General features: G+C 67.2%; 24 protein-coding genes. 7 read left to right on the forward strand and 17 right to left on the reverse strand.

The window, feature by feature from the left end:
• Nucleotides 1-392: 392 nt before the first annotated feature.
• Nucleotides 393-2228, reverse strand: a complete 1836-nt coding sequence (locus MKCMC460_RS03970; RefSeq protein WP_236980238.1) for an acyl-CoA dehydrogenase — start codon at nt 2226-2228, stop codon at nt 393-395.
• Nucleotides 2229-2421: 193 nt separating this feature from the next.
• Between MKCMC460_RS03970 and MKCMC460_RS03975 the strand changes: the two genes are divergently transcribed.
• Together MKCMC460_RS03975 and MKCMC460_RS03980 are read left to right on the forward strand one after the other, a co-directional pair.
• Nucleotides 2422-3417 carry an isopenicillin N synthase family oxygenase gene (locus MKCMC460_RS03975; RefSeq protein ID WP_236980240.1) on the forward strand — a complete coding sequence of 332 codons (996 nt, stop codon included), beginning with the start codon at nt 2422-2424 and terminating at the stop codon, nt 3415-3417.
• A gap of 49 nt (nt 3418-3466) precedes the next feature.
• Nucleotides 3467-3955: a flavin reductase family protein gene (locus MKCMC460_RS03980; RefSeq protein WP_236980242.1), complete on the forward strand. Its 489-nt coding sequence runs from the start codon at nt 3467-3469 to the stop codon at nt 3953-3955.
• Between the two features lie 13 nt (nt 3956-3968).
• Here the strand turns inward: MKCMC460_RS03980 and MKCMC460_RS03985 are convergent, their stop codons facing one another.
• The 6 genes from MKCMC460_RS03985 to MKCMC460_RS04010 all read right to left on the reverse strand — a co-directional run bounded on the left by MKCMC460_RS03985 (nt 3969) and on the right by MKCMC460_RS04010 (nt 8749).
• Nucleotides 3969-4124, reverse strand: coding sequence for a hypothetical protein (locus MKCMC460_RS03985; RefSeq protein ID WP_236980244.1), 156 nt, complete (start codon nt 4122-4124; stop codon nt 3969-3971).
• 75 nt (nt 4125-4199) lie between these two features.
• Entirely contained in the window at nt 4200-4946 is a 747-nt protein-coding gene (locus MKCMC460_RS03990) for a succinate dehydrogenase/fumarate reductase iron-sulfur subunit (protein ID WP_236980246.1), read from the reverse strand.
• Nucleotides 4946-6862, reverse strand: a complete 1917-nt coding sequence (locus MKCMC460_RS03995) for a fumarate reductase/succinate dehydrogenase flavoprotein subunit (RefSeq protein ID WP_238305319.1) — start codon at nt 6860-6862, stop codon at nt 4946-4948. The genes MKCMC460_RS03990 and MKCMC460_RS03995 overlap by 1 nt, the downstream gene beginning before the upstream one ends.
• A gap of 52 nt (nt 6863-6914) precedes the next feature.
• Nucleotides 6915-7736, reverse strand: coding sequence for a hypothetical protein (locus tag MKCMC460_RS04000; RefSeq protein ID WP_236980248.1), 822 nt, complete (start codon nt 7734-7736; stop codon nt 6915-6917).
• Between the two features lie 92 nt (nt 7737-7828).
• Complete coding sequence (locus MKCMC460_RS04005) at nt 7829-8125, reverse strand: hypothetical protein (RefSeq protein ID WP_236980250.1); 297 nt, start codon at nt 8123-8125, stop codon at nt 7829-7831.
• A gap of 174 nt (nt 8126-8299) precedes the next feature.
• Nucleotides 8300-8749 carry an Hsp20/alpha crystallin family protein gene (locus tag MKCMC460_RS04010; RefSeq protein WP_236980252.1) on the reverse strand — a complete coding sequence of 150 codons (450 nt, stop codon included), beginning with the start codon at nt 8747-8749 and terminating at the stop codon, nt 8300-8302.
• Between the two features lie 216 nt (nt 8750-8965).
• On the opposite strand from MKCMC460_RS04010, the gene nirB reads away from it, so the two are divergent.
• Together nirB and nirD are read left to right on the forward strand one after the other, a co-directional pair.
• The gene (gene nirB, locus MKCMC460_RS04015) at nt 8966-11476 is read left to right on the forward strand and encodes a nitrite reductase large subunit NirB (protein ID WP_236980254.1); all 2511 of its coding nucleotides are present in this window, start codon (nt 8966-8968) and stop codon (nt 11474-11476) included.
• A 13-nt stretch (nt 11477-11489) separates the two neighbouring features.
• Nucleotides 11490-11852: a nitrite reductase small subunit NirD gene (gene nirD, locus MKCMC460_RS04020; RefSeq protein WP_236980256.1), complete on the forward strand. Its 363-nt coding sequence runs from the start codon at nt 11490-11492 to the stop codon at nt 11850-11852.
• An 11-nt stretch (nt 11853-11863) separates the two neighbouring features.
• Here nirD and MKCMC460_RS04025 read toward each other — a convergent pair whose 3' ends face one another.
• Genes MKCMC460_RS04025 through MKCMC460_RS04035 form a run of 3 tightly spaced genes read right to left on the reverse strand, consistent with a single transcriptional unit; the run spans nt 11864 to nt 14197 of the window.
• On the reverse strand, nt 11864-12313 hold the full coding sequence (locus tag MKCMC460_RS04025; protein ID WP_236980258.1) for a hypothetical protein: 450 nt from the start codon (nt 12311-12313) through the stop codon (nt 11864-11866).
• Nucleotides 12314-12344: 31 nt separating this feature from the next.
• Nucleotides 12345-13055, reverse strand: coding sequence for a sirohydrochlorin chelatase (locus MKCMC460_RS04030; protein WP_236980260.1), 711 nt, complete (start codon nt 13053-13055; stop codon nt 12345-12347).
• Nucleotides 13052-14197, reverse strand: coding sequence for a uroporphyrinogen-III synthase (locus MKCMC460_RS04035; protein ID WP_236980262.1), 1146 nt, complete (start codon nt 14195-14197; stop codon nt 13052-13054). The genes MKCMC460_RS04030 and MKCMC460_RS04035 overlap by 4 nt, the downstream gene beginning before the upstream one ends.
• 624 nt (nt 14198-14821) lie before the next feature.
• Between MKCMC460_RS04035 and MKCMC460_RS04040 the strand changes: the two genes are divergently transcribed.
• Nucleotides 14822-16624, forward strand: a complete 1803-nt coding sequence (locus MKCMC460_RS04040; protein WP_238305321.1) for a PE family protein — start codon at nt 14822-14824, stop codon at nt 16622-16624.
• A 1-nt stretch (nt 16625) separates the two neighbouring features.
• Here MKCMC460_RS04040 and MKCMC460_RS04045 read toward each other — a convergent pair whose 3' ends face one another.
• From MKCMC460_RS04045 to MKCMC460_RS04070, 6 genes are all read right to left on the reverse strand, one after another.
• Nucleotides 16626-18017 (reverse strand): NarK/NasA family nitrate transporter, encoded by a 1392-nt coding sequence (locus tag MKCMC460_RS04045; RefSeq protein WP_236984606.1) that lies wholly within the window; start codon nt 18015-18017, stop codon nt 16626-16628.
• A gap of 153 nt (nt 18018-18170) precedes the next feature.
• Nucleotides 18171-18704, reverse strand: coding sequence for a GNAT family N-acetyltransferase (locus MKCMC460_RS04050; RefSeq protein ID WP_236980266.1), 534 nt, complete (start codon nt 18702-18704; stop codon nt 18171-18173).
• Nucleotides 18705-18748: 44 nt separating this feature from the next.
• Nucleotides 18749-19618 carry a 5-oxoprolinase/urea amidolyase family protein gene (locus tag MKCMC460_RS04055; RefSeq protein WP_236980268.1) on the reverse strand — a complete coding sequence of 290 codons (870 nt, stop codon included), beginning with the start codon at nt 19616-19618 and terminating at the stop codon, nt 18749-18751.
• Nucleotides 19619-19632: 14 nt separating this feature from the next.
• Entirely contained in the window at nt 19633-20298 is a 666-nt protein-coding gene (locus MKCMC460_RS04060; RefSeq protein ID WP_236980270.1) for an allophanate hydrolase subunit 1, read from the reverse strand.
• 89 nt (nt 20299-20387) lie between these two features.
• Nucleotides 20388-21392: an ABC transporter substrate-binding protein gene (locus tag MKCMC460_RS04065; RefSeq protein WP_238305322.1), complete on the reverse strand. Its 1005-nt coding sequence runs from the start codon at nt 21390-21392 to the stop codon at nt 20388-20390.
• 49 nt (nt 21393-21441) lie between these two features.
• On the reverse strand, nt 21442-22683 hold the full coding sequence (locus tag MKCMC460_RS04070; protein ID WP_236980272.1) for a DNA polymerase domain-containing protein: 1242 nt from the start codon (nt 22681-22683) through the stop codon (nt 21442-21444).
• A 68-nt stretch (nt 22684-22751) separates the two neighbouring features.
• Between MKCMC460_RS04070 and fadD2 the strand changes: the two genes are divergently transcribed.
• Complete coding sequence (gene fadD2 / locus MKCMC460_RS04075) at nt 22752-24554, forward strand: long-chain-fatty-acid--CoA ligase FadD2 (RefSeq protein ID WP_370653067.1); 1803 nt, start codon at nt 22752-22754, stop codon at nt 24552-24554.
• A 32-nt stretch (nt 24555-24586) separates the two neighbouring features.
• On the opposite strand, the gene MKCMC460_RS04080 is transcribed toward fadD2, so the two are convergent.
• Entirely contained in the window at nt 24587-24925 is a 339-nt protein-coding gene (locus MKCMC460_RS04080) for an ATPase (protein WP_236980275.1), read from the reverse strand.
• A gap of 335 nt (nt 24926-25260) precedes the next feature.
• On the opposite strand from MKCMC460_RS04080, the gene MKCMC460_RS04085 reads away from it, so the two are divergent.
• A complete protein-coding gene (locus tag MKCMC460_RS04085; protein ID WP_238305323.1) occupies nt 25261-25656 on the forward strand; it encodes a hypothetical protein in 396 nt (131 codons plus the stop codon).
• Nucleotides 25657-25666 lie beyond the last annotated feature (10 nt).

Below are 25666 nucleotides of genomic sequence, written 5' to 3' on the forward strand. Positions count from 1 at the left end.
ACCGAGAGATCCTCGCGGAGTGTCTTTCCGATGGTTTGGTACGCGGACAGGTGGGTATCCGTTGCCGCGGATAGCCCCGTGTTGTGGTCTGACCCCCCGACCCCGACGGCAACGCGGGGCAATCCCTAGATCGACCGCCGGTCAGCGGAGACGGGCGAACGAGAAGGGCCGCCGCTGGAGTGAGGGGATCCAGCGGCGGTCTTTTTGCCCTGAGTGCGCCACGCCTTCGCGCGACCCGCGCTCTCCCGCCGGAACTAGCCACCGCCGCTCTCGCGTGAACACGGGGCGGTTCTCCGGCCCGGATTCCGCCCACATTTCACACGAGCCGCTGGCTGACAAAGACTGATGCCCCCGCTTCCGAAGAACGGGGGCACCAGGTATTGCTCAGCGGACTAGAAAGCCGCTTCTTCGAGCTCCATGATTTCGTTGTCCAGCGTCTCGATCACCTCGCGGGTGCTGGTCAGCAGCGGCAGGAAGTTCTTCGCGAAGAACGCGGCGACCGCGATCTTGCCCTCGTAGAAGGACCGCTCCGCGCCGGTCGCACCGGCGTCGAGGGCCTCGATGGCCACCGCCGCGTGACGCTGCAGCAACCAGCCGATGATCAGGTCACCGACGCTCATCAGGAAGCGCACCGAACCCAGGCCCACCTTGTAGAGGCTGGTGACGTCCTCCTGCGCGGCCATCAGGTAGCCGGTCAGCGAGGCGGCCATCGCCTGGACGTCGGTCAGCGCCTTGGCCAGCAGCGCCCGCTCGCTCTTCAGCCGTCCGTTGCCGGATTCGCTGTCGACGAACTTCTGGATCTCGCCGGCCACGTACCCCAGCGCCACACCCTTGTCGCGGATGATCTTGCGGAAGAAGAAGTCCTGCGCCTGGATGGCGGTCGTACCTTCGTACAGCGAGTCGATCTTGGCGTCCCTGATGTACTGCTCGATCGGGTAGTCCTGCAGGAAGCCGGAACCGCCGAAGGTCTGCAGGCTCTCGGTGAGCTTGGCGTACGCCTGCTCCGAGCCCACGCCCTTGACCACCGGCAGCAGCAGGTCATTGACCTTCACCGCGAGGTTCGCGTCCACACCGTGCACGGCCTCGGCGACCGCCGCGTCCTGGAACGTCGCGGTGTAGAGGTACAGCGCCCGCAACCCCTCGGCGTAAGCCTTCTGCGTCATCAGCGACCGGCGCACGTCGGGGTGGTGGGTGATGGTGACCCGCGGTGCGGTCTTGTCGGTCATCTGGGTCAGGTCGGCACCCTGCACGCGCGACTTGGCGTATTCCAGAGCGTTCAGGTAGCCGGTGGACAGGGTGGCGATGGCCTTGGTGCCCACCATCATCCGGGCCTGCTCGATGACCTCGAACATCTGCGCGATGCCGTCGTGCACTTCGCCGACCAGCCAGCCCTTGGCGGGCACGCCGTGCTGGCCCAGGGACAGCTCGCAGGTCGCGGAGACCTTCAGGCCCATCTTGTGCTCGACGTTGGTGACGAAGACGCCGTTACGCTCGCCCGGCTCGCCGGTTTCGAAGTCGATCAGGAACTTCGGCACGAAGAACAGCGACAGACCTTTGGTGCCGGGGCCGGCGCCCTCGGGGCGGGCCAGCACCAGGTGGAAGATGTTTTCGAACATGTCGTCGGAGTCGGCCGAGGTGATGAACCGCTTCACGCCGTCGATGTGCCAGGAGCCGTCCTCCTGCTGTACAGCCTTGGTGCGGCCCGCGCCCACGTCGGAGCCGGCGTCCGGCTCGGTGAGCACCATGGTCGAGCCCCAGCCGCGCTCGGCGGCCAGCACCGCCCACTTCTTCTGCTCCTCGGTGCCGAGGTGGTAGAGGATCTGCGCGAACCCGGCGCCGCCGGCGTACATCCAAACCGCCGGGTTGGCTCCGAGAATGTGCTCGTTGAGGGCCCACATCAACGCCTTGGGCATCGGCATGCCGCCGAGTTCCTCGTCGAGGCCGGCCTTGTCCCATCCGGCGTCGATGACGGCTTTGACGGACTTCTTGAACGACTCCGGCAACGAGACGGAGTGGGTCTTCGGGTCGAACACCGGCGGGTTGCGGTCACCTTCGGTGAAGGAGTCGGCCACCGGCCCCTCGGCGAGGCGGGCCATCTCGGCCAGCATCTCGCGGGCGGTGTCACCGTCGAGGTCGCTGTAGTCGCCTTGACCCAACGCTTTGTCGACGCCAAGTACTTCGAACAGGTTGAATTCCTGGTCGCGGACGTTGCTCTTGTAGTGGCTCACTGAAGGTTCCTCCTCGTTGAGAATGCCACTTGTGGTTGGGTACTAGGACTAAGTTACCCACCAGTAACTCCTTAAAAATATACCCGCCGGTAACTTCGTGCAAGTGGATGTGACGCAGATTCCAACCAACCGGTTGGGTTCTCGCTGATCGTGTTCCTGGCACCCGCTGCCACCTGCGACGATGATGGTGCTCATGACGAATGTGGGGAGCGTCACGGCGCTGCCGACGGTGGATCTGCGCGCCCGGCCAAAGGTGCTGCGCGACGGCCTCCGAGCGGCCGCACACAACGTCGGTTTCTTCTACCTGACCGGCCATGGCGTGCCCGAGGCGCTGGTCGCCAAGGTGTTCGACGCCGCATCGCGGCTCTTCGCGCTGCCGCAGGCCGACAAGGACGCGATTGCGATGGTGCGCAGCCCGCACTTCCGCGGTTACACCCGCCTCGGCGGCGAACTGACCCGCGGCGAGGTCGACTGGCGCGAACAGATCGACATCGGCCCCGAACGCCCGCCGATCGGCGGCCCCGGACGGCCCGACTACTTGTGGTTGCAGGGCCCCAACCAGTGGCCGTCCGCGCTGCCGGAGCTGCCGGGGATCGTCGCGGAATGGGACGCCGCCCTGGCGAAGGTGTCCGGCCACCTGTTGCGGCACTGGGCCGCTTCGCTGGGCGCCCCGGCGGAGCTCTTCGATGCGGCCTTCGCCGAGTCACCGGCGACGCTGATCAAGATCATCCGGTACCCGGCCCACGCCGCGTCTTCGCAAGGTGTCGGCCCGCACAAGGACTCCGGCGTGCTCACGCTGCTGCTGGCCGAGCCGGGTAGCCGCGGTCTGCAGGTGCGGCCGCCCGGCTCGCCGGACTGGGTGGACGTGCCCCCGCTGGAGGGGGCGTTCGTCGTCAATATCGGCGAGCTGCTCGAGTTCGCGACCGGCGGCTACCTGCGCGCGACCGAGCATCGGGTGGACCTCGGCGCGGCGACCGCCGAACGCATCTCGGTGGCGTATTTCTTCAACCCGCGGCTGGATGCCCGGATCCCGGTGCTGGCCTCAGGTGCCGAACGGGCCGCCGCCCAATGGGCGCCGCCGGCCGATCCGTCGGATCCGATCTACGCCGAATACGGCCGCAACGCCTGGAAGAGCCGGTTGCGCGCGCACCCGGATGTGGCTGCCGCGCACGGCTACGCGCCGGGGTAGGCTCCAATGCGAGAATCCCGTTCTCGGCTCGAGGAGCGAATGAAGTCCGGTGAACTCGAACAACAATCTGACGCCGACGTCGCTGCGTGAGGCCTTCGGCCACTTCCCATCCGGTGTCATCGCCATTGCCGCCATTGTCGACGGCGTCCGGGAAGGACTCGCAGCCAGCACCTTCGTGCCGGTCTCGCTGGAGCCGCCGCTGGTGTCCTTCTGCGTGCAGAACACGTCCACCACCTGGCCCAAACTCAAGAGGGCGCCGGCGCTGGGTATCAGCGTGCTGGGGGAGTCGCACGACTCCGCAGCCCGCACGCTGGCGGCCAAGACCGGCGACCGCTTCGCCGGGCTGGAGACGCACGCCAGCGACTCCGGCGCCGTCTTCGTCAAGGGCACCTCGCTGTGGCTGGAGAGTGCGATCGAGCAGATGATCCCGGCCGGCGATCACACCATCGTGGTGCTGCGGGTCAGCGAGGTCACCGTGGACGCCGACGTAGCGCCGATCGTCTTCCACCGCAGCATGTTCCGGCGTCTAGGCGTATAGCGCTGCCTGGCGGCTAGGGTCGTTCGCTCAGTTTCGCCCGGTAACCGGCGATCCGTTGCTCGATTTCGGCGGCGTCATCGGGACGCCCCTCCTTGCGGGCCACCTCGGCGCGCACCGAGAGTTCGCGAATTGCGGTGCGAATGTCGTTGATACTGGTGATTTCTGGCATTTGCGACCTGCCTTTCATATCGCTGGCAGACTTCGACCCCTCCAGGTGTACCCGAAGCTACCGGGCAATAACAGGTCAGCGCCGGAACAGCTTGTTGCCCAGCCAGACCACCGGGTCGTACTTGCGGTCGGCGACCCGTTCTTTCATCGGGATCAACGCGTTGTCGGTGATTTTGATGTGTTCCGGGCACACCTCGGTGCAGCACTTGGTGATGTTGCAGTAGCCCAGGCCGAACTCCTCCTGGGCCTGCTTCTGCCGGTCCACGGTATCCAGCGGGTGCATGTCCAGCTCGGCGACCCGCATCAGGAAACGCGGGCCGGAAAATGCCTGCTTGTTCTCGTCGTGGTCACGGATGACGTGGCAGACGTTCTGGCACAGGAAGCACTCGATGCACTTGCGGAACTCCTGCGACCGCTGCACGTCGACCTGGGCCATCCGGTACTCACCCGGCTGCAGATCCTTCGGCGGCGTGAACGACGGGATCTCGCGGGCCTTCTCGTAGTTGAACGACACGTCGGTCACCAGGTCCCGGATCACCGGGAAGGTCCGGATCGGGGTGACGGTGACGACCTCGTTCTCCTCGAACGTCGACATCCGGGTCATGCACATCAGCCGGGGCTTGCCGTTGATCTCCGCCGAACAGGACCCGCACTTGCCGGCCTTGCAGTTCCACCGCACCGCGAGGTCGGGTGTCTGCGTCTGCTGCAGCCGGTGGATGACGTCGAGCACCACCTCGCCTTCGTTGACCTCGACGGTGAAGTCGGCGAGCTCGCCGCCGTCCTCGTCGCCCCGCCACACCCGCATGCTCGCGTTGTAGGCCATTACGCTCTCCGTTCCGGGTGCTCGGCCAGCTCTTCGTCGGTGTAGTACTTCTCCAGTTCAGAGATCTTGAAGAGTTCCAGCAAGTCCTGCCGCATCGGGATCTGCGGCTCGCGGCTCACGGTGATGTGCTCACCGTTGGAGTTGTCTTCGGCCTCTCTGCACACCAGTAACGTCTTGCGCCAGCCTGAATCCATGCCCGGGTGGTCGTCGCGGGTGTGGCCGCCGCGGCTCTCGGTGCGCTCCAGCGCGGCCCGGGCCACGCATTCGCTGACCATCAGCATGTTGCGCAGGTCGATCGCCAGGTTCCAGCCGGGGTTGTACTCCCGGCCCCCTTCGACCTGGACGTTGCGGTAGCGCGCCCAGAGCTCCTTGAGATGCGTCAGCGCCTTGGTGATCTCGTCCTCTTTACGGATGATCCCGACGAGGTCGTTCATCACGTGCTGCAGGTCGCTGTGCAGCGCGTACGGATTCTCCGGTGCCGAACCGTCCGTCGGCCCGGCGAACGGCTTGAGGGCGAACGCGGCGGCGTCTTCGACGGCTTGGTCGGAGACCGCGGGCCGGCTGCTGAGCGCCCGCACATAGTCGGCGGCGCCCAGGCCGGCGCGGCGGCCGAACACCAGCAGGTCGGACAACGAGTTGCCGCCCAGCCGGTTGGATCCGTGCATGCCGCCGGAACACTCGCCGGCGGCGAACAGCCCGGGGACCTTGGCCGCGCCGGTGTCGGCGTCCACCTCCACGCCGCCCATCACGTAGTGACAGGTGGGACCGACTTCCATCGGCTCCTTGGTGATGTCGACCTCGGCCAGCTCCATGAACTGGTGGTACATCGACGGCAGCCGGCGCTTGATCTCGGCCGGGGTCAGCCGGGACGCGATGTCCAGGTAGACACCGCCGTGCGGGGTCCCGCGACCGGCTTTGACCTCAGAGTTGATGGCGCGGGCCACCTCGTCGCGGGGCAGCAGGTCCGGGGTGCGGCGGGCCGAGTCGTTGTCTTTGAGCCACTGGTCGGCTTCTTCTTCGGTTTCGGCGTACTGGCCTTTGAACACCGGCGGGATGTAGCCGAACATGAACCGGGTGCCTTCGGAGTTCTTGAGCACTCCGCCGTCGCCGCGGACACCTTCGGTGACCAGGATGCCCTTGACGCTGAGCGGCCAGACCATGCCCGTCGGGTGGAACTGGACGAACTCCATGTTGATCAGCGTCGCGCCGGCCCGCAGCGCCAGGGCGTGCCCGTCGCCGGTGTACTCCCAGGAGTTCGACGTGACTTTGAACGACTTGCCGATGCCGCCGGTGGCCAGCACCACCGCGGGCGCCTCGAACAGTACGAAGTTGCCGCTCTCGCGCCAGTAACCGAACGCCCCGGCGATCGCGTCACCGTCCTTGAGCAACTCGGTGATGGTGCATTCGGCGAACACCCGGATGCGGGCCTCGTAGTCGCCGAACTCCGCGTAGTCCTCCTGCTGCAGCGACACGATCTTCTGCTGCATGGTGCGGATCAGCTCCAGGCCGGTGCGGTCACCGACGTGTGCCAGCCGCGGGTAGGTGTGACCGCCGAAGTTGCGCTGGCTGATCCGGCCGTCCTTGGTGCGGTCGAACAGCGCGCCGTAGGTCTCCAGTTCCCAGACCCGGTCGGGGGCTTCCTTGGCGTGCAGCTCGGCCATCCGCCAGTTGTTCAGGAACTTCCCGCCGCGCATGGTGTCGCCGAAGTGGGTCTGCCAGTTGTCTTTCGGGTTGGCGTTGCCCATCGAGGCGGCGCAGCCGCCCTCGGCCATGACGGTGTGGGCTTTGCCGAACAACGACTTGGTGACCACCGCGACCTTCAGGCCACGCTCGCGCGCTTCGATGACAGCACGTAAACCCGCGCCGCCGGCACCGATCACGACTACGTCGTAGGCATGCCGTTCGACCTCAACCATGAAACCTCACTCAGCTTTTGGATATTCGTTCTAGATGTGGCCGAAGGGCTGCTCAGCCAACGAATCTGATGTCGTTGATCGTGCCGCTGGCCACCAACATGATGTAGAAGTCGGTCAGCATCAAAGTGCCGAGCGTGATCCACGCATACATCTTGTGCCGCTCGTTGATCTTGCTCACCTGGGTCCAGATCCAGTACCGCACAGGGTGTTTGGAGAAGTGCTTGAGCCGCCCGCCGGTCACGTGCCGGCACGAGTGGCAGGACAGCGTGTAGACCCACAGCATGATCACATTGCCGAGCAGGATCAGATTGCCCAGGCCGAAACCGAATCCGCTCGGGGAGTGGAACGCGACGATCGCGTCGTAGGTGTTGATCACCGAGATGATGCCGGCGATGTAAAAGAAGTACCGGTGGGTGTTCTGGATGATCAGCGGAAGCCGGGTTTCCCCGGTGTAGTGCACGCGCGGCTCGGCGACGGCGCAGGCGGTGGGCGACTGCCACACCGTGCGGTAGTAGGCGCCGCGGTAGTAGTAGCAGGTCAACCGGAACAACAGTAGGAACGGCAGCGTCATCGCCGCGAAGGGCAGCCACCACACATCCGGCAGGATCTGCGGCCAGAACTCGCTGGCTTCTGCCAGGCAGCCCTTGCTCACGCACGGCGAGTAGAACGGCGTGAGGTAGTGGTAGTCCTTGACGAAGTAGTGGTCCTGCTGGAACGCGCGGGCGGTCGCATAGATCACGAACGCGGCGAAGCCCAGGTTGATCCGTAGCGGCTGTAGCCACCATTTGTCGGTGCGGAGCGTCTTCTGCGCGATGCGGGCGCGGGTTGGTGAAAAGACGCCTGAGTCAGAACGGCTCGCCGTTGGTGCGCTCATCTATTTGTGTTCCTCTTCGAACGGGCTGTAGGTCGAAGGGTACACAGATAAGGCGCCCGCTACTCAGTCGGGCTTGCGGGCTGCTAGCTCGGTCAGGACCGGTGGTGACCCCCGACACCCTCGTCGTCGACATCGCGCCAGAATTCGCTGTCGTACTGGGTGTCCGGAATGACGATCTTGTCGCCGGATTGGTGCACGGTGGCACGGGCGAGGTCCAATTCGGCAACGTCGCTGTCGAGTAATTGGATGTCGCTGAGAATGCGGTCGGCGTCGATCACGATGCGACGCGTCGCCGGGTTGTCCCCGTACCGCGCCTTCAAAGAGCTCACGCAACGCCGCAGGCCGCCCATGAGGTCGTGCAGTTCGGTGAGTTCGGTGGTGGCGGACAATCAATGCTCCCGGTGCTGAAGGTGTTACGGATCACAGTACGGTTTCCCGATACTATCCGCAGTCCCGGCCGGGCGCCCGCCGCCGGGGGCCAGCGGGCGGGCGGCGGTCATTGCTTCCCGGGCCGACGCAGAGTGGCCCCGACACTTGGCGGGGCCACTTGCGTCTGGGGTGGACTACTTGGTGATCGCGATGCGCTGCGGCTGCGATCCCGCGTAGGCACCGGCTACCCGGACGGTGAGTACGCCCGCGTCGTACGACGCCGAGACGGCCTCGCTGGTGACGTGTGCCGGCAGCTGGAACGACCGGCGGAACGACCCGTAACGGATCTCGCGCAGGATGCGTCCGTCCTTGTCCTGCGAGTGCTCGTCGCGGTGTTCGCCGTGGATGACCAGACGCCCCTTCTCCAGCTCGACGTTGACGTCCTTCTCGACGTCCACGCCGGGCAGCTCGAGGCGCACCACCGCGTCATCGCCGTCCTTGACGATCTCGGCGGCGGGGTTGAAACCGCTGGTCGCGGAGGCGGATTCGGGGGCTAGCCAGCTCGCGGAGGCCGGGCCGAAAAAGTCCCGCAGCCACCGGTCGGTGTCCCACGCCGGACGTGACCACAAGGCGAGGTTGCTCATGGATGACTCCTTCATCTTCGTTGTGAATCAGCTGTGTCCGACGCTGAGTTGGTCGGCTACCCGGTTAAACATGAGTCCCCTACGCTTAAGTTCCACCTGGGTGTTCGCCCAAAGCGAACGGATTCACACCGGCAGTCCTCGGCGGTGAGGTCACCGTGACGAGGGCGTCACATTCCACGCGGCTTTCCGCAACATCGCCCTCCTACCGTCGTCCGCATGCCCAGCACTGCCCGTCATGCGATCGTGGTCGGCCACGGCATGGTGGGCCATCGATTCGTCGAAGCCCTGCGTGCCCGCGACAGCGCCGGGTCCTGGCGCATCACGGTGCTGGCCGAGGAGTCCGACGCCGCCTACGACCGCGTCGGGCTGACCTCGTACACCGAGAGCTGGGACCGCAGCCTGCTGGCGCTGCCCGGCAACGACTACGCCGGCGACCAACTGGTACAGCTGCAGTTGAACACCAAAGTAGCCGAGATCAACTGTGCCGCAAAGACTGTCGTCACCGCCAAGGGTGACCGGTACGGTTACGACGCGCTGGTGCTGGCCACCGGGTCCTATGCGTTCGTGCCGCCGGTCAAAGGGCACGATCTCCCGTGCTGCCACGTCTACCGCACCCTCGACGACCTGGACGCCATCCGCGCCGCAGCGAGCCGTGCGGCGGATTCCGGTCGCGCCGGCTTGGTGATCGGCGGCGGCCTGCTTGGGCTGGAAGCGGCTAACGCGTTGCGCCAGTTCGGTTTACCTACGCATGTCGTCGAGATGATGCCGCGGCTGATGGCCCAGCAGATCGACGAGGCCGGCGGCGCGCTGCTGGCCAGGATGATCGGCGAACTCGGCATCGAGATCCACGTCGGGATCGGTACCGAATCGATTGAACCCGTTGACGATTCGTTCGCACAGGTGCGCCTGTCCGATGGCCAGGTCGTCGACGCCGGAGTGGTGATCTTCGCCGCCGGCATCCGGCCCCGCGACGAGTTGGCTCGCGCCGCCGGTTTGGTGATGGGGGAGCGCGGCGGTGTGCTCACCGACTCCGCTTGTCGCACCAGCGATCCCGCCGTCTACGCAATCGGCGAGGTGGCCGCGATCGAGGGACGGTGTTATGGGCTGGTCGGTCCCGGCTACACCAGCGCCGAGGTGGTGGCCGACCGGTTGCTGGACGGGGCCGCGGAATTCCCCGCAGCCGACCTGTCCACCAAACTCAAGCTGCTCGGCGTCGACGTCGCCAGCTTCGGCGACGCCATGGGCGTCACGCCGAACTGCCTCGAGGTCGTCATCAACGACGCGGTGAACCGCACCTACGCCAAGCTGGTGCTCTCCGACGACGCCAGGACGCTGCTGGGCGGCGTGCTGGTCGGAGACGCATCGAACTACGGGGTGCTGCGACCGATGGTGGGCAGCGAACTACCCGGGGATCCGTTGGCGCTCATCGCACCCGCGGCGGAGGGGGGCGCCGCGCTGGGTATCGGAGCGCTGCCGGACTCCGCGCAGATCTGCTCCTGCAACAACGTCACCAAGGGCGATTTGAAATGTGCCATCGCCGACGGCTGCGCAGACGTGCCCGCGCTGAAGACGTGCACCGCGGCCGGCACCTCGTGCGGGTCCTGCGTACCGCTGCTCAAGCAACTGCTCGAGGCCGAGGGCGTGGAACAGTCCAAGGCGCTGTGCGAGCACTTCAGTCAGTCCCGCGCCGAGCTGTTCCAGATCATCTCGGCCACCGAGATCCGCACCTTCTCCGGCCTGGTGCAACGCTTCGGCTACGGAAAGGGTTGCGACATCTGCAAACCCGTCGTCGCTTCCATCCTGGCTTCCACCGGATCGGAGCACATCCTGGCCGGCGAGCAGGCCTCGCTGCAGGACTCCAACGACCACTTCCTGGCCAATATCCAGAAGAACGGCAGCTACTCGGTGGTGCCGCGGGTGCCCGGTGGCGACATCAAGCCGGAGCATCTGATCCTGATCGGGCAGATCGCCCAGGATTTCGGCCTGTACACCAAGATCACCGGCGGCCAGCGCATCGACATGTTCGGCGCCCGGGTGGACCAGCTGCCGGCGATCTGGAAACGCCTGGTCGATGCGGGCATGGAATCGGGCCACGCCTACGGCAAGGCGCTGCGGACCGTGAAGAGTTGCGTGGGCAGCGACTGGTGCCGCTACGGACAACAGGATTCGGTGCAGCTGGCGATCGACCTGGAACTGCGCTACCGGGGTCTGCGCGCGCCACACAAGATCAAGCTGGGGGTGTCGGGCTGCGCGCGTGAGTGCGCCGAAGCGCGCAGCAAGGACGTGGGAGTCATCGCCACCGAGAAAGGCTGGAACCTCTATGTCGGCGGCAACGGCGGCATGACGCCCAAACATGCCCAGCTGATGGCCAGCGACCTGGACACCGAAACGCTGGTGCGTTACGTCGACCGGTTCCTCATGTACTACATCCGCACCGCGGACCGGTTACAGCGCACCGCACCGTGGCTGGAATCGCTTGGCCTGGAACATGTTCGCGAAGTGGTCTGCGACGACTCGCTGGGTCTGGCCGAGGAGTTCGAGGCGGCCGTGCGGCGCCACGTCGCCAACTACCGATGCGAATGGAAGGGTGTGCTGGAGGACCCGGATAAGCTGTCGCGGTTCGTCTCCTTCGTCAACGCCCCCGATGCCGTCGACGAGACGGTGCAGTTCACCGAACGCGCCGGGCGCAAAGTCCCTGTGCCCCTTGGCCTACCGCGGATCCGTTGAGCAAGGAGAAAATATGAAGACCGCCAATCAGGTGTGGACGACCGCCTGTGACTACGACCACCTGATCCCGGGCCGCGGTGTGGGTGTGCTGCTCGACGACGGCAGCCAGGCCGCGCTGTTTCGCCTCGACGACGGTTCGCTGCACGCGATCGGCAACATCGACCCGTTCTCCGGTGCGGCCGTGCTGTCCCGCGGCCTCGTCGGCGACCGGGGCGGCCGGACCATGGTGCAATCGCCAATCCTCAAGCAGGCCTTCGCACTCGACGACGGCAGCTGCCTGGACGACCCCAGCGTGTCGGTGCCGGTGTACCCGGTGCGGGTGACCGCCGACCGGCGCATCGAGATCGGCCGCCGCGCCGCGCGGATGGCCGCCTGACCCGGGGCCGGTCAGTCGATCTTGCCGACCAGGTAGCGCTGCATCGTCGGGCCGATGGCGTCGACCAGCTGCTCCACCGTCATCGAGTGCATCGGTTCGGAACGCACCCCGTAGCGCATGATGCCGAGCCCCACCAATTGTGACGCGCACAGCGACGCCCGCACCGCCACCTTGTCCGCCCCCAGCATCTTCAGCAGCGGGTTGAACACCGGCCCGATGAACATGGACTGCACGATCTCGGCGGTCTTGGAGAGTCCGGTCGATGCGATGGCGCTGGCGGCAAAGGGACCGCCGCCGGCGGCGTCCCAGGTGGTGATCAGCATGTACAGCGTCCGGCGGCCTACCTGATTGACCGAACCGGTGACGATCCGGTCGATGAATTCCGGTGTGCCGAATGGTAAACGCAGCATCTTCGCTACGTCGTCGAGGAGCCCACGCGAGGGCTCTTCGTTACGGGCCATGTTGCCAGGATTACCTGGATACCGGCAAAGATCAAGCGTCCATGCGTTGCCGGCGGGGCTCTGTCGGCGCGGCGGCCGCGCGGAAACGGTGCGCGACAAGGCGCGCCAATCCGGCGTGGGTGCCCAGCGGAGGTGTCACCAGATCGGCGCCGCAACTGCGTAGCCGGTGCGCAAACAGGCCGTCGGCCAGCAGGTAGGAGGCGATCACCACACGGGCCGCACCCCGGCGGCGCGCGGCGTCCACAGCGTCGCGGATGTGCGGGGTACCGACGGCGGCGAAACCGATGTCGACCCGCGACCCGGTGAACGCCGAGAGCGCCGCGGCGGCGTTGTGCAGGTCGGAGCGGGCCCGGTGATCCGAGGTGCCGGCCGCACCGAGAATCACCGAATCGCCGGGGCGCCAACCGGATTCCAGCAGAACCTGCCCCAATACGGCGGTGATCCGGCAGCCCGGCCCCAGCGCCGGAGCGACCCTGACGTCCGGGTGTCCACTGGCCGCGACATGGGCGGGCAGGTCGGTGCGGACATGGTAACCGCGAGACAGAAACGCCGGCACCACGATTGCGGGTTGACCGTCGTCGGGCAGCTGCGAAAGAACTTCGCTCGGGGTGGGGCCCAGCACGTCGACGAAGGCCACCTGGACGGTGCGGGGCAGCAGTCGGCTCACCCGTGCCGCGAGATCGCCGACCATGGCCACGCCCGACGGGCGTCGGGTGCCGTGCGCCGTCAAGATCAGGTTCATGCGGCGTCGTGTTCGGTGTCCAGGGCCAGCCGGTATCCGCGCTTGACCACCGTCGCGATGATGTTCTTGTCGCCCAGCGCAGTTCGCAGTCGCAGCACCGCGGTGTCCACCGCGTGGGTGTCCGCGCCGTTGCCGGGCAGGACGCGCAGCAACTCGGAGCGTCCGACGACATCGCCTGGGCGATGGGCCAGCGCGCGCAGTATCGCCATACCCGAGGCCGATATCGTCCGGACCGTGCCGTCGACCAGGACGCACGTTCCCCTGATGTCGACTACGTGTCCGGCGGCCTTCACGCTGCACGACCCCAGCGCCGGAAGTTCTTCGGCGATGTGGCGGGCCAAGGCGCCCAACCGCATTCGCGGCGGCGAGGAGGTCGGCACACCGCGTCTGATCAACGGTCGCGACGTCACCGGGCCGACACACATCGCGTGTACGCCGCCGCGCAGGGCGTCCAGCAACTGATCCTCGACGTCCAGCTCGCGGGAGCGTTCCAGCACCGCCGCGGCCGCCGGCGCCGAGGTGAAGCTGACCGCGTCGAACTGACGCCGCGCGATACCGGTCACCAGGCAATCGAAGTCACCGCCCAAAGGGGTTGGCTTCCAGCGGTATACCCGGATCGGCACCACCTCGGCTCCCGCCGCGCACAGCCCGGCGAGGAATTCCGGGAATGGGTCCCAACCGTCGGCCGCGCCGTGCAGTTGGATGGCGATCCGCTTTCCCGACACGCCGGCGTCGAGCAGGTACTCGAAAACCTCTTGTGAGGACTCTGATTCCGGAGACCATTCCTCGCGCAGACCCGCTGCCCGCAGCGCCCCGGTCGCCTTCGGTCCGCGGGAAATGACCCGGGCCCCGGACAGGGCGCCGACGAGCTCGGTGGCCAGTCCCCATCCTTCGGCCGCGGCCACCCAGCCGCGAAAACCGATGCCGGTGTGGGCGATCAAAATGTCTGGTGGGTCGGCGATCAATGCCTCGGTGTTGCTGTGCAGTTCGTCGTCGTCGGGCAGTGCGATCATGCTGATCGCCGGGGCGGCGAAGATCTCGGCGCCGTGCCGGCGCAGCAGCGCACACAGCTCCTCGGCGCGACGGGCCGATGTGACTGCGATCCGATAGCCGGCGAGTGGCACAGACTTGGGCCGGGCCATCTGACTGTTATATGCCGCAGCGATTTCTGAAACGTTAACCGACAATTGCTGCGACATTGCCCTCGCCTGCGTTCCACGTCACATCTCTGCGGCTCCGGAGCGGCCCTGCAGCGGCTTGGACAACCGGATCGGTCCGGCGAGCGGACACCGCGGCCCTGCGAAACATGGCGTAGCTGACCTCCCAGCAGATGGCAGACTCGCGACTGCCTTAATTTGGTTGCGCCACTGTTGGTTTCGATGCTCACATCGGCGGTGGTAGGCAGTCAAGCCAGCAGCCGCGATATCGGCTGCCAGTTGCGTCCCAGTTCTCTGCAAGGTCACTGACAAAGCGACCTGGATCACACGCGGGCGAGTCGGACCGCTGCGCACTCTCATTGCACCCGCCGAAGCGGCGGCGTCCCAGGGGCACGTGCCATCGGGACCCGGACAGCGCGGCGAAATGGCTGCGCCAAAGCTGGTTTCGATGTTCTCGGCAGGTCGGCCCAGCGCGCCTTCCCGCCAATAGGGGGAGAAAATTTCATCCGCAAAATCCTCCAGGCGCGCTAGGGACGCGCCTCGTGCAGCGGGTCAAGGTGGGATGGCGCCTCGGTAACGTCATCCACCCAGCGAAGGGGATCGGGCACGATGTCGTATTTAACTGTTGCCCCTGAAGCACTTTGGTCGGCAGCGGCCGACGTGTCCGGTATCGGTTCCACCGTTCGTTGGGCAAATGCTGAGGCGGCAGCTCGGACGACGGCGCTGCTGCCCGCCGGCGCCGATGAGGTGTCGCTGGCCGTGGCGGCGCTGTTCTCCGGGCATGCCCAGGCGTATCAGCTTGTGTCGACTCGGCTCTCCGCGTTTCACGACCAGTTCGTCGAGGTCCTCGCTTCGAATGCGACCACCTATGCCACCGCCGAGGCGGCCTTCGCGTCGCCATTGCGCCAGCTCCTCGACGTGGTCAACGCGCCCACCGAAGCACTGGTGGGCCGGCCGCTGATCGGCAACGGCGCGGACGCCGCACCGGGCTCGGGGGCCAACGGCGGTGCAGGCGGAATCCTGCTGGGCAACGGCGGCAACGGCGGGTCGGGTGCGGACGGCCGGGCCGGGGGTGGCGGCGGCGCGGCCGGGCTGATCGGCAACGGCGGCAGAGGCGGCACCGGCGGTGCCGGCGCAAACGGCGGCGCGGGTGGCAGCGGCGGATGGCTCTTCGGCCACGGCGGCCGCGGCGGCGACGGCGGGGCCGCGACGTCGATCGCCATGGCTGGTGGTCACGGCGGGGCGGGCGGCAATGCCGGGCTGTGGGGCGCGGGCGGTCGCGGCGGCCACGGCGGGGCTGGCATGGCCGGCGCGAACGCCCACAACCCGGCATCAACCACCGACCCGAACCTGACCGGCGCTTCCGGCCACGATGGTCTCACCGACAAGGCCGGAAATCTCACCGCCGGCGATGGCGCATCCGGTCAACCAGGTGGCGCTGGCGTCAACGGCGGTAGCGGCGGTAGCGGCGGGAACGCCGACGCGACGCAGGGTAAGGAGTTGCCGGCGGCCAGAGCAGTCTCCGGCCGTGGGGGCGACGGCGGTGTTGGAGGTGCTGGCGGGGCCGACGGCGGTGACGGTGGGCAGGCCGGATACGCCCGCGCCCTCGGCGGCGCCGCGATCGCCGGGTCTGGTGGCAGCGGCGGCGTCGGCGGTGTGGGTTTGACCGGGCAGGGCGGTAGCGCCGGCGGCGCCGGCGGCGACGGGGGCCGCGGCGGGTTGCTGGTAGGCAACGGCGGCGACGGTGGCCACGGAGGTATCGGCGGCTTCGGCGGCAGCGGTTCCGCGGGTGGTGCCGGGGGCGCCGGCGGTGGGCACTCGTCCATCGACTCGGCCTCCACGAACGCCGCGTACAGTTCCGCCGGCAACGCCTACGGCGGCAACGGCGGATCCGGTGGCGACGGCGGCGGGGGCGGGCAAGGCGGCGCGGGAGCCGCCGGCGGAGCGGGCGGAAACGGCGGTGTCGGCGGGTGGTTGGTCGGCAATGGCGGGGCCGGCGGGCACGGGGGTGCCGGTGGCGCCGGCGGCGGCGGCGGGTTCGGCGGCAACGGTGGGGACGGCGCTGCGGGCGGCACTGCCGGTAGTCCCGCCGGCGCTGCGGTCGGCGGCTCCGGCGGCGATGGTGGCGATGCCGGTCGTGGTGGCGACGGCGGCAACGGGGGCGAGGGTGGTCGGGCTGGTGCCGGCGCACGCGGCGGGTTGTTCGGCAGGGACGGTGCGGCGGGCAGCGTTGGGGACGGCGGCGCGGGCGGGACCGGCGGTTCGCGGGGTGGCGCGGGCAGCGGCGGGGCCGCCGGCGTGGGGTTGGGACCCAACCCGCACAACGGTTCCGCGGGATCAGACGGCGCCGCCACACCCGAGTTCGATGGGGCCAACGGCACTGACGGCAACGCCGGGGTCAAGCGCGCGTGAATTACACGTACGCCAAACTAGCGGCGGCGCGTACGGTGAGCGGCCTGCGCACGTAGATCAGCCACGTCAGCACCGAGGCGGCGATGTAGAAACCCACGAACGCCCAGAACGCCGAGGTGGCGGTTCCACTGCTCGAATACGATTGGCGGAGCGCGAGATTGACCCCGACGCCGCCGAGCGCGCCGACGGCACCGGCAAGGCCGATCAGGGCGCCGGACATAGAGCGTGACCACAGCCGACGTTCGTTCTCGCTCAACGGGAGTGAGTGGCTGCGAGCCTCGAAGATCGACGGAATCATCTTGTACACCGAGCCGTTGCCGATTCCGGACAAGATGAACAGGGCCACGAATCCCGCGATGTAGCCGATCATCAGTGCGGCCGGCGCGGGCCCGGCGTGCTGCTCACCGAAAGTGCTTACACCGACCAGGATTCCGGCGGCCAGAATCATTCCGCAGAATGCGCCGAGGGTCACCCGGCCGCCGCCCACGCGATCAGCCAACCGGCCGCCGTACACCCTGGACAGTGAACCCAGCAGCGGTCCCAGAAAAGCGATCTGGGCGGCATGTAGCGATGCCTTGGCGGTGCTCTGCCCGCTGGCGACGAAGTTGATCTGCAGCACCTGCCCGAAGGCGAAGGAGAAGCCGATGAACGAACCGAAGGTGCCGATGTAGAGCAGCGCGATCAGCCAGGTGTGCGGCTCGGCCAGCACCGCGCGCATGGTGGTCATCTCGATGCGGTACTGCTGCAGGTTGTCCATGAACACCGCGGCGCCGATACCGGCGACGGCCAGCAGCACCAGGTACACAGCGCAAACCCAATAGGGTTGGCGGTCACCGGCAGTCGCGATCACCAGCAGGCCGACCAGTTGGATCACCGGGACGCCGAGGTTGCCGCCGCCCGCATTCAGTGCCAGCGCCGCCCCCTTGAGTCGTTGCGGGTAGAAGGCGTTGATGTTGGTCATCGAGGAGGCGAAGTTGCCGCCGCCGAGTCCGGCCAGCGCGGCGCAGGCCAAAAACGGCCACAGCGGCAACCCCGGGTTGGCCAGCAGAAAGATGCTGCCGACGGTGGGAATCAGCAGCACCAGCGCGGAGAAGACCGTCCAGTTGCGGCCCCCGAACTTCGCCGTGGCGAACGTGTAGGGGAAGCGCAGGCAGCCGCCGACCAGCGTCGCGGTCGCCCCCAGCAGGAACTTGTCGCCCGCGGAGAAGCCGTACACCGAAGCCGGCATGAACAGCACCATCACCGACCAGGTGGACCAGATCGAGAAGCCCACGTGCTCGGCGGCCACCGACCAGATCAGATTGCGCCGCGCGACGAACTTGTTACCGCCTTCCCACGCCACCTCGTCCTCGGGATCCCAATCGGAAATGGTGTGCGAACGGCGCGCGAGCATGGCGGACAAGGGAGACTCCTAACGGGCTGCTGAAGACCTTGCCGGTGACGCTAGGAATCCTTTGTTGCCCGGGCGCTTCTGCGGGTGACGCCGACTGTGAACTTTCGCTCACCGCAGTACCGGAGGGCCTGTGAGGCCTACGTACCAGACCCTTTACCAGACGTCGCCGTCACGCCAATCGCACATGAGTCCGGCGGAGGTGTCCAGGCTGACGCTCACCGGGAGCACGAACACCGTCCCGTCGTCGTCGGGGGTACGGGTCGGACCGGTGGGTGCGAGCACGGAGGTGGGGCCGAGCCACGGCAGCCAGCCGCGGGCCGAGTACAGGCCCCGCGCGGCGCGGGTGGAGCTCAGCGCACCGAGTTGGTAGGCGCCTCGCATCACTTGTTCGACGCCGTCCAGCAGCGCGTTCACCAGTCCCTTGCGGCGCCAATCTTCGCGCACCGCAACACCTTCGACGTAGCCGCAGCGCAGCGCGCTGTTCTGGTAGACGAGCCGGCGCTGCACCACCGCGGCGTGCGCGATGATCGCCCCGTGATGCCAGATCAGCGCATGCATGCCGCCGAGCGTATGGTCCCAGTCGCTGTCGGTGAAGTCACCGGCGAACGCCTCGGTCAGCATCCGGTGGGTGCGCTGGCGCGTGTCGTTGTCGAGATCGGCGGTGTGTACCAGGCGTGCGGTGTGCACGGTCCTTGTCTACCACCGCTGCGCGCCGGAGTTTCAGACGGGCGTCACGACCGCGGCCGCGCCCAGTGCATCCGCACGTACTGGCCGGGCCGCACCTGGGCCGCCTTGTCGATGTCCTCGTCGATCACTACCCCGATCACGGGGTAGCCGCCGGTGATCGGGTGATCGGGTCCCAGGATCACCGGTAACCCGCTGTGCGGCACCTGGATTGCGCCCCGGGTGGTGCCCTCGCTGGGCAGTTGCCGGTCCGGCCAGCGGTGCACGATGGGGCGCCCCTCCAGTCGCATGCCCACCCGGTCGCTGCGGTCCGAGGCCATCCAGACGGTGTGCACCAGGGCGTCCGGGTCGACGAACCAGTCGTCGCGGGGTCCGGGGATCACCATCAGCTCGACGATGTGTTTTTCGATCGCGGCCACCGGTGCCTGGTCGAGTTCGGGGTACTCGTTGCTGTGTTCGCCGACCGGCACCACGTCGCCGGCCTGCAGCGGTAGCGGTCCGATGGCCGCCATCACGTCGTAGCTACGCGAACCCAGCACCGGCGTCACGCAGATGCCACCGCGCACCGCCAGGTAGCTGCGCAGCCCGGCCCGCGGCGTGCCCAGCGAGATCACCTCACCGTCGCGTACGTGCTGAATGCTGTTGGTGCCGAACATCTTTCCATTGACGGTCGGCTCGGTGTCGGCCCCGGTCACCGCGATGTCGAGGTCGCCGCCGCGCACCCGCGCCGAGAATCCGCCGAACGTCACTTCGACGGTGGCCCGGTCGTCGGGGTTGGCCACCAACCGGTTCGCCAGGGTGTGGGATCGACGGTCGGCGGCCCCGGAGCGGCCGACGCCGAGGTGGGCCAGACCGGCCCGGCCGAGGTCCTGCACCACCGCCAGCGGTCCGGTGCGCAGGATTTCCAGCGTCGTCATCGCGATCGATCCTCCTACGTCGCCCGGAACCGGACCCAGGTGCCGGGCGTGAGCAGCGCCGGATCGGGTTTGTCGATATCCCACAACACCGCGTCGGTGTGGCCGATCAGCCGCCAACCGCCGGGTGATCGGCGCGGATAGACCGCGCTGAATTCGCCGGCCAGACCCACCGCTCCGGTCGGAACCGAGGTTCGCGGTTCGGCGCGGCGCGGCACCCGGAGTCGCTCGTCGCCGCCGATCAGGTAGGCGAACCCCGGCGAGAACCCGCTGAAGCCCACCCGCCAGCGGCTGCTGGTGTGGGCGTTGATCACCTGGGCGGTGCTCAGGCCGGTGAGTTCGGCGACCTCGGCCAGATCCGGTCCGTCGTAGACGACGTCGATGACGACGTCATCCGCGGGGTCGCCAGCATCGGGTTCGGTGGCGGGCACCACCCGTAATTTGCGCAGCCGCCGCCGGGTGGCAGCCTGAAAACGCGGCGCAGCCAGCTTCACCAGTACGGTCATCGAGGCCGGGACGATGTCGACGACACCGGGTAGCCGCGCTGCGTGCAACGCATCGGTCCAGGCCAGAACGTCGGCGGTGCTGTCGCATTGCAGCAGCAACGCGTGGTCGCCGTAGTCGAGTACGGTGCTGGTCACGACCAGGTCCCCCGGGATGTCGGTGATCTCTGTCACACTCATTACTCGACGGTAACTCCGCGAGCGCAAGCGGGCGAGGAACTTTCGAGCACTGCCAGAGCTGCCTTAACGAACGCTCAAGTCCGGGTCGGTCAGCCCAGGATTTTTGCCAGCTGTGGCGGCAGTTGGTCGGCGACCACCGGGTAGCTCAGTGGCGATGCGAAGGCGATCGCGCCGGCCAGGTCCTTGGAGGTGAAGACATGCCGTTTCTGCGCGGTCGCCTGGGAGGCCGCCACCTCGGGATCGGCCAGCAGCGCCTGCTCGTCGTCGGGGCTCTCCGTCGTCCAGATCACCACGTCGGCGGAATCGAGCACCTCCTTGATGTGGTCGCGGGGGATGGCCGCGCGGTGGTCGGTGGCATAGGCGTTGATGCTGTCGGCAACGACGAGACCCATCTGCTCCAGGAATTCGGTCCGCCAGCCCGCCGTCGTCGCGACCACCGTGCCCTGCCACAGCCGGCCCTGCAGCAACAACGCTTTCTTGCCCTTCCAGGACGGGTTCTTCTGGCCGACGTCCTTGAACTTGCTGTCGACCGCGTCGACCAACGACTTCATCTGCGCGGACTGGAACACCGCCTGGCCGATCGTGGTGGCCTGGTCTTTCCACGGCTCGAAGAAGGCGTCGCCGTCGGACTGGGCGATGGTCGGGGCGATGTTGGACAGTTTCTGGTAGGTGTCGGCATCTAGGCCGGCGTTGGTCGCCACGATCAGGTCGGGCTTGAGACCGGCGATCTGGTCGACCTGGATCCCGTTCTCCAAATTGAGCAGAACCGGTTGTGCCGCAGCGAGTTTCGGCTGCGCCCAGGGCCAGACGCCGAAGGGCTGGTCGCCGAACCAGTTGGTCACCGCGATGGGTACCACACCCACGGCGAGCAGATCGTCCTGCTCGGTGTAACCGGCGCTGACCACCCGCTTGGGCGGTTCCTTGACGACGGTCTGACCGAACAGGTGGGTCACCGTCACCGCTCCACCGCCGGGCGATCCCGGCGCCGGCTTGGAGCCCGAACATCCCGCCGTAACCGCCGCAGCGCTTGCGCCGAGCAGTCCCGCGGCCCCGACGACCTGCAAGAACCCCCGCCGACTCCATGCCTGCTGCACAGCAGGAGAGTATCGCGTGTCTTACCGGGCCGTCAGTTACGTGGCCTTACTACTCGGAGGCACGTTTGGGTGAGTAGCCGTGCCAGGGTGAGTAATCGGCGATCAGTTCCTCCTGGGGCGGACGTAGCTCCGGTGGCACATGCTGCAGGTTGACCCGGATCCGGTACCAGATCGAACTGGGCCCGCGCATCCCGTCGACCAGCACGTCGGCCGGATGCAGCCGCTCGGCCGCCGCGGGGTGGCGGCCGCGCCAGGTATCCAACGCGGCCATCGCCTCGTCCTTGGTCTTGGTTCGGGCGACTTCGATGAGCGGCATCGACGACACCCGCCTGCCGTCGGTGCCCTGCCCAGGCTTCCTCGCGCCCCGTGGCGCCTTCTCCGGCGGGCCAAGTTCCTCGGCCAGCGCCAGCAGCCGGTCCAGGCTGCCGGTGGTCGAGTCCATACCCGTCCACGGGTCACCCAGGTTGGCGAACCGGCTCGGCACGGTGGCCAGGGTGAACCGCTCCGGGCGGCAGCCGGCGACCTCGTCCCAGTGCAGCGGTGTGGACACCCGCGCATCCGGGGTGGCCCGCACCGAGTAGGCCGAGGCAACGGTGCGGTCCTTGGCGTTCTGGTTGAAGTCGACGAACACCCCTTCGCGTTCCTCCTTCCACCAGCGGCTCGTCGCCAGCTCGGGGACCCGGCGCTCAACCTCGCGGGCGACCGTTTGCGCCGCCAGTCGCACCTTGCTGAACGGCCAGCGCGGCGCGATCCGGGTGTAGATATGGAAACCGCGTGACCCCGACGTCTTCGGCCACGCGGTCAGCCCGTGATCCTCGAGAACCTCGCGGGCCACCTGGGCCACGTCGACGATGCCCTGCCAAGAGACCCCGGGCATCGGGTCCAGGTCGACCCGCAGCTCGTCGGGGTGGTCGAGGTCGCCGGCCTGGACCGGGTGCGGATTGAGGTCCACGCAGCCCAGGTTGATCACCCAGGCCAGCCCGGCCGCGTCGTGGATGACGGCCTCGTCGGCGGACGTTCCGGACGCGTAGCGCAGGGTGGCGACGTCCACCCAGTCCGGGCGCTTAGCCGGTGCCCGCTTCTGAAAGACCGCCTCCTCGGAGATGCCCTTGACGAAGCGCTTGAGGATCATCGGACGGCCGGCCACCCCGCGCAGCGCCCCCTCGGCCACCGCCAGGTAGTAGCGGATCAGATCGAGCTTGGTGATGCCCGCGTCGGGAAAGACGATCTTGTCGGGGAGGGTGACGGTGACCTCGCGCCCGTCCACGTCCAGCGACACGGGTTTGGTCATGGAAGTCGATGGTAATTACGTGGAAACCACTGGTCGTTTTGCGACCTCCGTCACATATGGTGAGGAACATGCCTAACCTCAGCGACCTGCCCGGCGTCGGAAAAATCCAGCAATACGTTGAACGCGGTGCCGCCGAACTGCACTACGTACGCAAGATCTTCGAGTCGGGCGCGTTCAAGCTGGAGTCGCCGCTCAAGACCGCCACGATGGCCAGCGGCATCCTCAAATGGGGTGAATTCGGCATGTTGCCGGCGCTCAATGCCGCGCGCACCCCGGACCGGGCGGCATGCATCGACGAAGACGGCGAATTCAGCTACCGGGAGCTCGACGAGGCCGCGCACGCGGTGGCCAACGGGCTGATCGAGATGGGCGTCAAGGCCGGGGACGGTGTTGCGATCCTGGCGCGCAACACGCGCTGGTTCTTGATCGCCAACTACGGCGCCGCCCGCGTGGGCGCCCGCATCATCCTGCTCAACAGCGAATTCTCCGGCCCGCAGGTCAAAGAGGTCTCCGAGCGCGAAGGCGCCAAGGTGATCATCTATGACGACGAGTACACCAAGGTCGTCAGCAAAGCCGAGCCCGAACTCGGCAAGCTGCGGGCGCTGGGCACCAACCCGGACAGCGACGAGGACTCGGGCAGCACGGACGAGACCCTTGCCGAGCTGATCGAGCGCAGCAGCAAGGAGCCGGCGCCCAAGGCCGACAAGCACGCCTCGATCATCATTTTGACCAGCGGAACCACCGGCACCCCGAAGGGCGCCAACCGCAGCACTCCGCCGACGCTGGCGCCGGTCGGCGGCATCCTGTCGCATGTTCCGTTCAAGGCGAACGAGATCACCTCGTTGCCGGCGCCCATGTTCCACGCCCTGGGCTATCTGCACGCCACCATCGCGATGTTCTTGGGGTCCACGCTGATCCTGCGCCGTAAGTTCAAGCCGCCGCTGGTGCTCGAGGACCTGGCGAAGTACCAGGCGACGGCGATGGTCGTGGTGCCGGTGATGCTGTCGCGGCTGCTGGACGCGATCGAGAAGATGGACAAGAAGCCCGACCTGTCCCACTTGAAGATCATCTTCGTGTCCGGATCCCAGCTGGGGGCCGAGCTGGCCACCCGTGCGCTGAAGGACTTCGGCCCCGTCATCTACAACATGTACGGCTCGACCGAGATCGCCTTCGCGACCATCGCCCGTCCCGAGGACTTGGAGAAGAACCCGGCGACGGTGGGACCGGTGGTCAAGGGTGTGAAGGTGAAGATTCTCGACGACAACGGTAAGGAGAAGCCGCAGGGCGAGGTCGGGCGGATCTTCGTCGGCAACGCGTTCCCGTTCGAGGGCTACACCGGCGGCGGGCACAAGCAGATCATCGACGGCCTGATGTCGTCGGGCGACGTCGGCTATTTCGACGAGGACGGACTGCTCTACGTCAGCGGCCGCGACGACGAGATGATCGTCTCGGGCGGTGAGAACGTGTTCCCGGCCGAGGTCGAGGACCTGATCAGCGGGCACGAACACGTGGTGGAGGCCACCGCGATCGGTGTCGAGGACAAGGAGTGGGGTCACCGGCTGCGCGCGTTCGTGGTCAAGAAGGAGGGCGCCGACCTCGACGAGGACGCCGTGAAGCACTACGTGCGGGAAAACCTGGCCCGCTACAAGGTGCCGCGGGAAGTGGTCTTCCTCGACGAGCTGCCCCGCAACCCGACCGGAAAGATCCTCAAGCGCGAACTGCGCGATCTGGACGTCGAGGACAAGGACAAAGCCAAGGACGAGGCCAAGAAACTCCAGGCAGAGGAAAAGGGTTCGGACGAGGGCGGGTCCGATTCCGAGGACGCCAAGTCCGAGGTCGCCGACGGCGAGGACTCAGCCGACTCGGAGTAGCCGGCTGCGCTCGTTGCGCTTCGACTCGGAATTCAGCGGCGGGCCTGGATCGCGCGGGTGATCTGGGCCGAGAGTTTGGGATCGACGAGCAACTGCTCGATGAGCGCGTTGATCACTTCTTGGCCGGTCACCCGCGCCACCCCGAGCCGGTCTGCGGCTTCGCGCTGCCAGATGTCCAGAGCCCGGTGGGTGCCCGGCAGCAGGTCGACGGTGCGGCGGGTCCGCTGGGTCCGTGCGGGTGGTTCGCGGCGCCGATGGTCGACGGTCGGCGACTCGCGCAGTGGGGGGACTTGGGGCCGGCGAAAGTTGGCAAACCGCTCCGTCGGCGCGCCGTCCTCGGCCTGCGACTGGTGGGTTGGGTTGATGCTCATGCGACGACCTTCCTGCCCGGGACGAGTCAGTAAGTCAGTGTAAGGGGCCAACCTTGGCATTGTCTGTGCATCATCAGAATAATTTGCTGCTAATCCGATAAAAACGATCTATTGAGACGATTTGTGGTGATGAGATAATGAGCTCAGTAGTTCAGCGAAATAGTAAATACACGGATCAGTACCCCATAATTGGTGGTTAGCAGGCTGCTGAGATCAGTATTGGTGCAGACGTTCAACAAATTTACAGGTCAGATATTTCTATTTCGTATTGTTTGCCAACAGCATTTACGTATACCGTTTTCTTGGTCAGGTGGAAGATCGTGAAAGGGGTCCCCATGAGGTCATTGCGTTCGGTGCGTACCGCGGCAACCGGGGCCATCGGCGCCGGTGTGCTGGCTACCACTCTGCTGTTCGGTGGTCCGCTGTTCGGCGGCACTGCCGTGGCGCAGGCCGCGCCGCCCGGCCCGGCCGTCGTCGCACCGGCTCTGTCCGGTCCGCATGGCGCCGCGGACCTGCCCGAGCGCCCCGGGCACGGCTGGGGCGGGCACGGCGGGGGAGGTCATGGCTGGGGTGGCCACGGTTGGGGCGGCCCTGGCTGGGGCGGCCACGGCTGGGGTGGCCACGGTTTGGGCTGGCGCCACGGCGGCTGGGGCGGCGGCGGTATGGGCCGCGGCGGCTGGTTCCCGGGCGGCTGGTGGGGTCACCGAAACTTGTGGAACTGGTGGTGGTGAACCCGGCTGG

This window comes from Mycobacterium sp. 20KCMC460, assembly GCF_022179425.1.
Taxonomy (GTDB): domain Bacteria; phylum Actinomycetota; class Actinomycetes; order Mycobacteriales; family Mycobacteriaceae; genus Mycobacterium; species Mycobacterium kiyosense.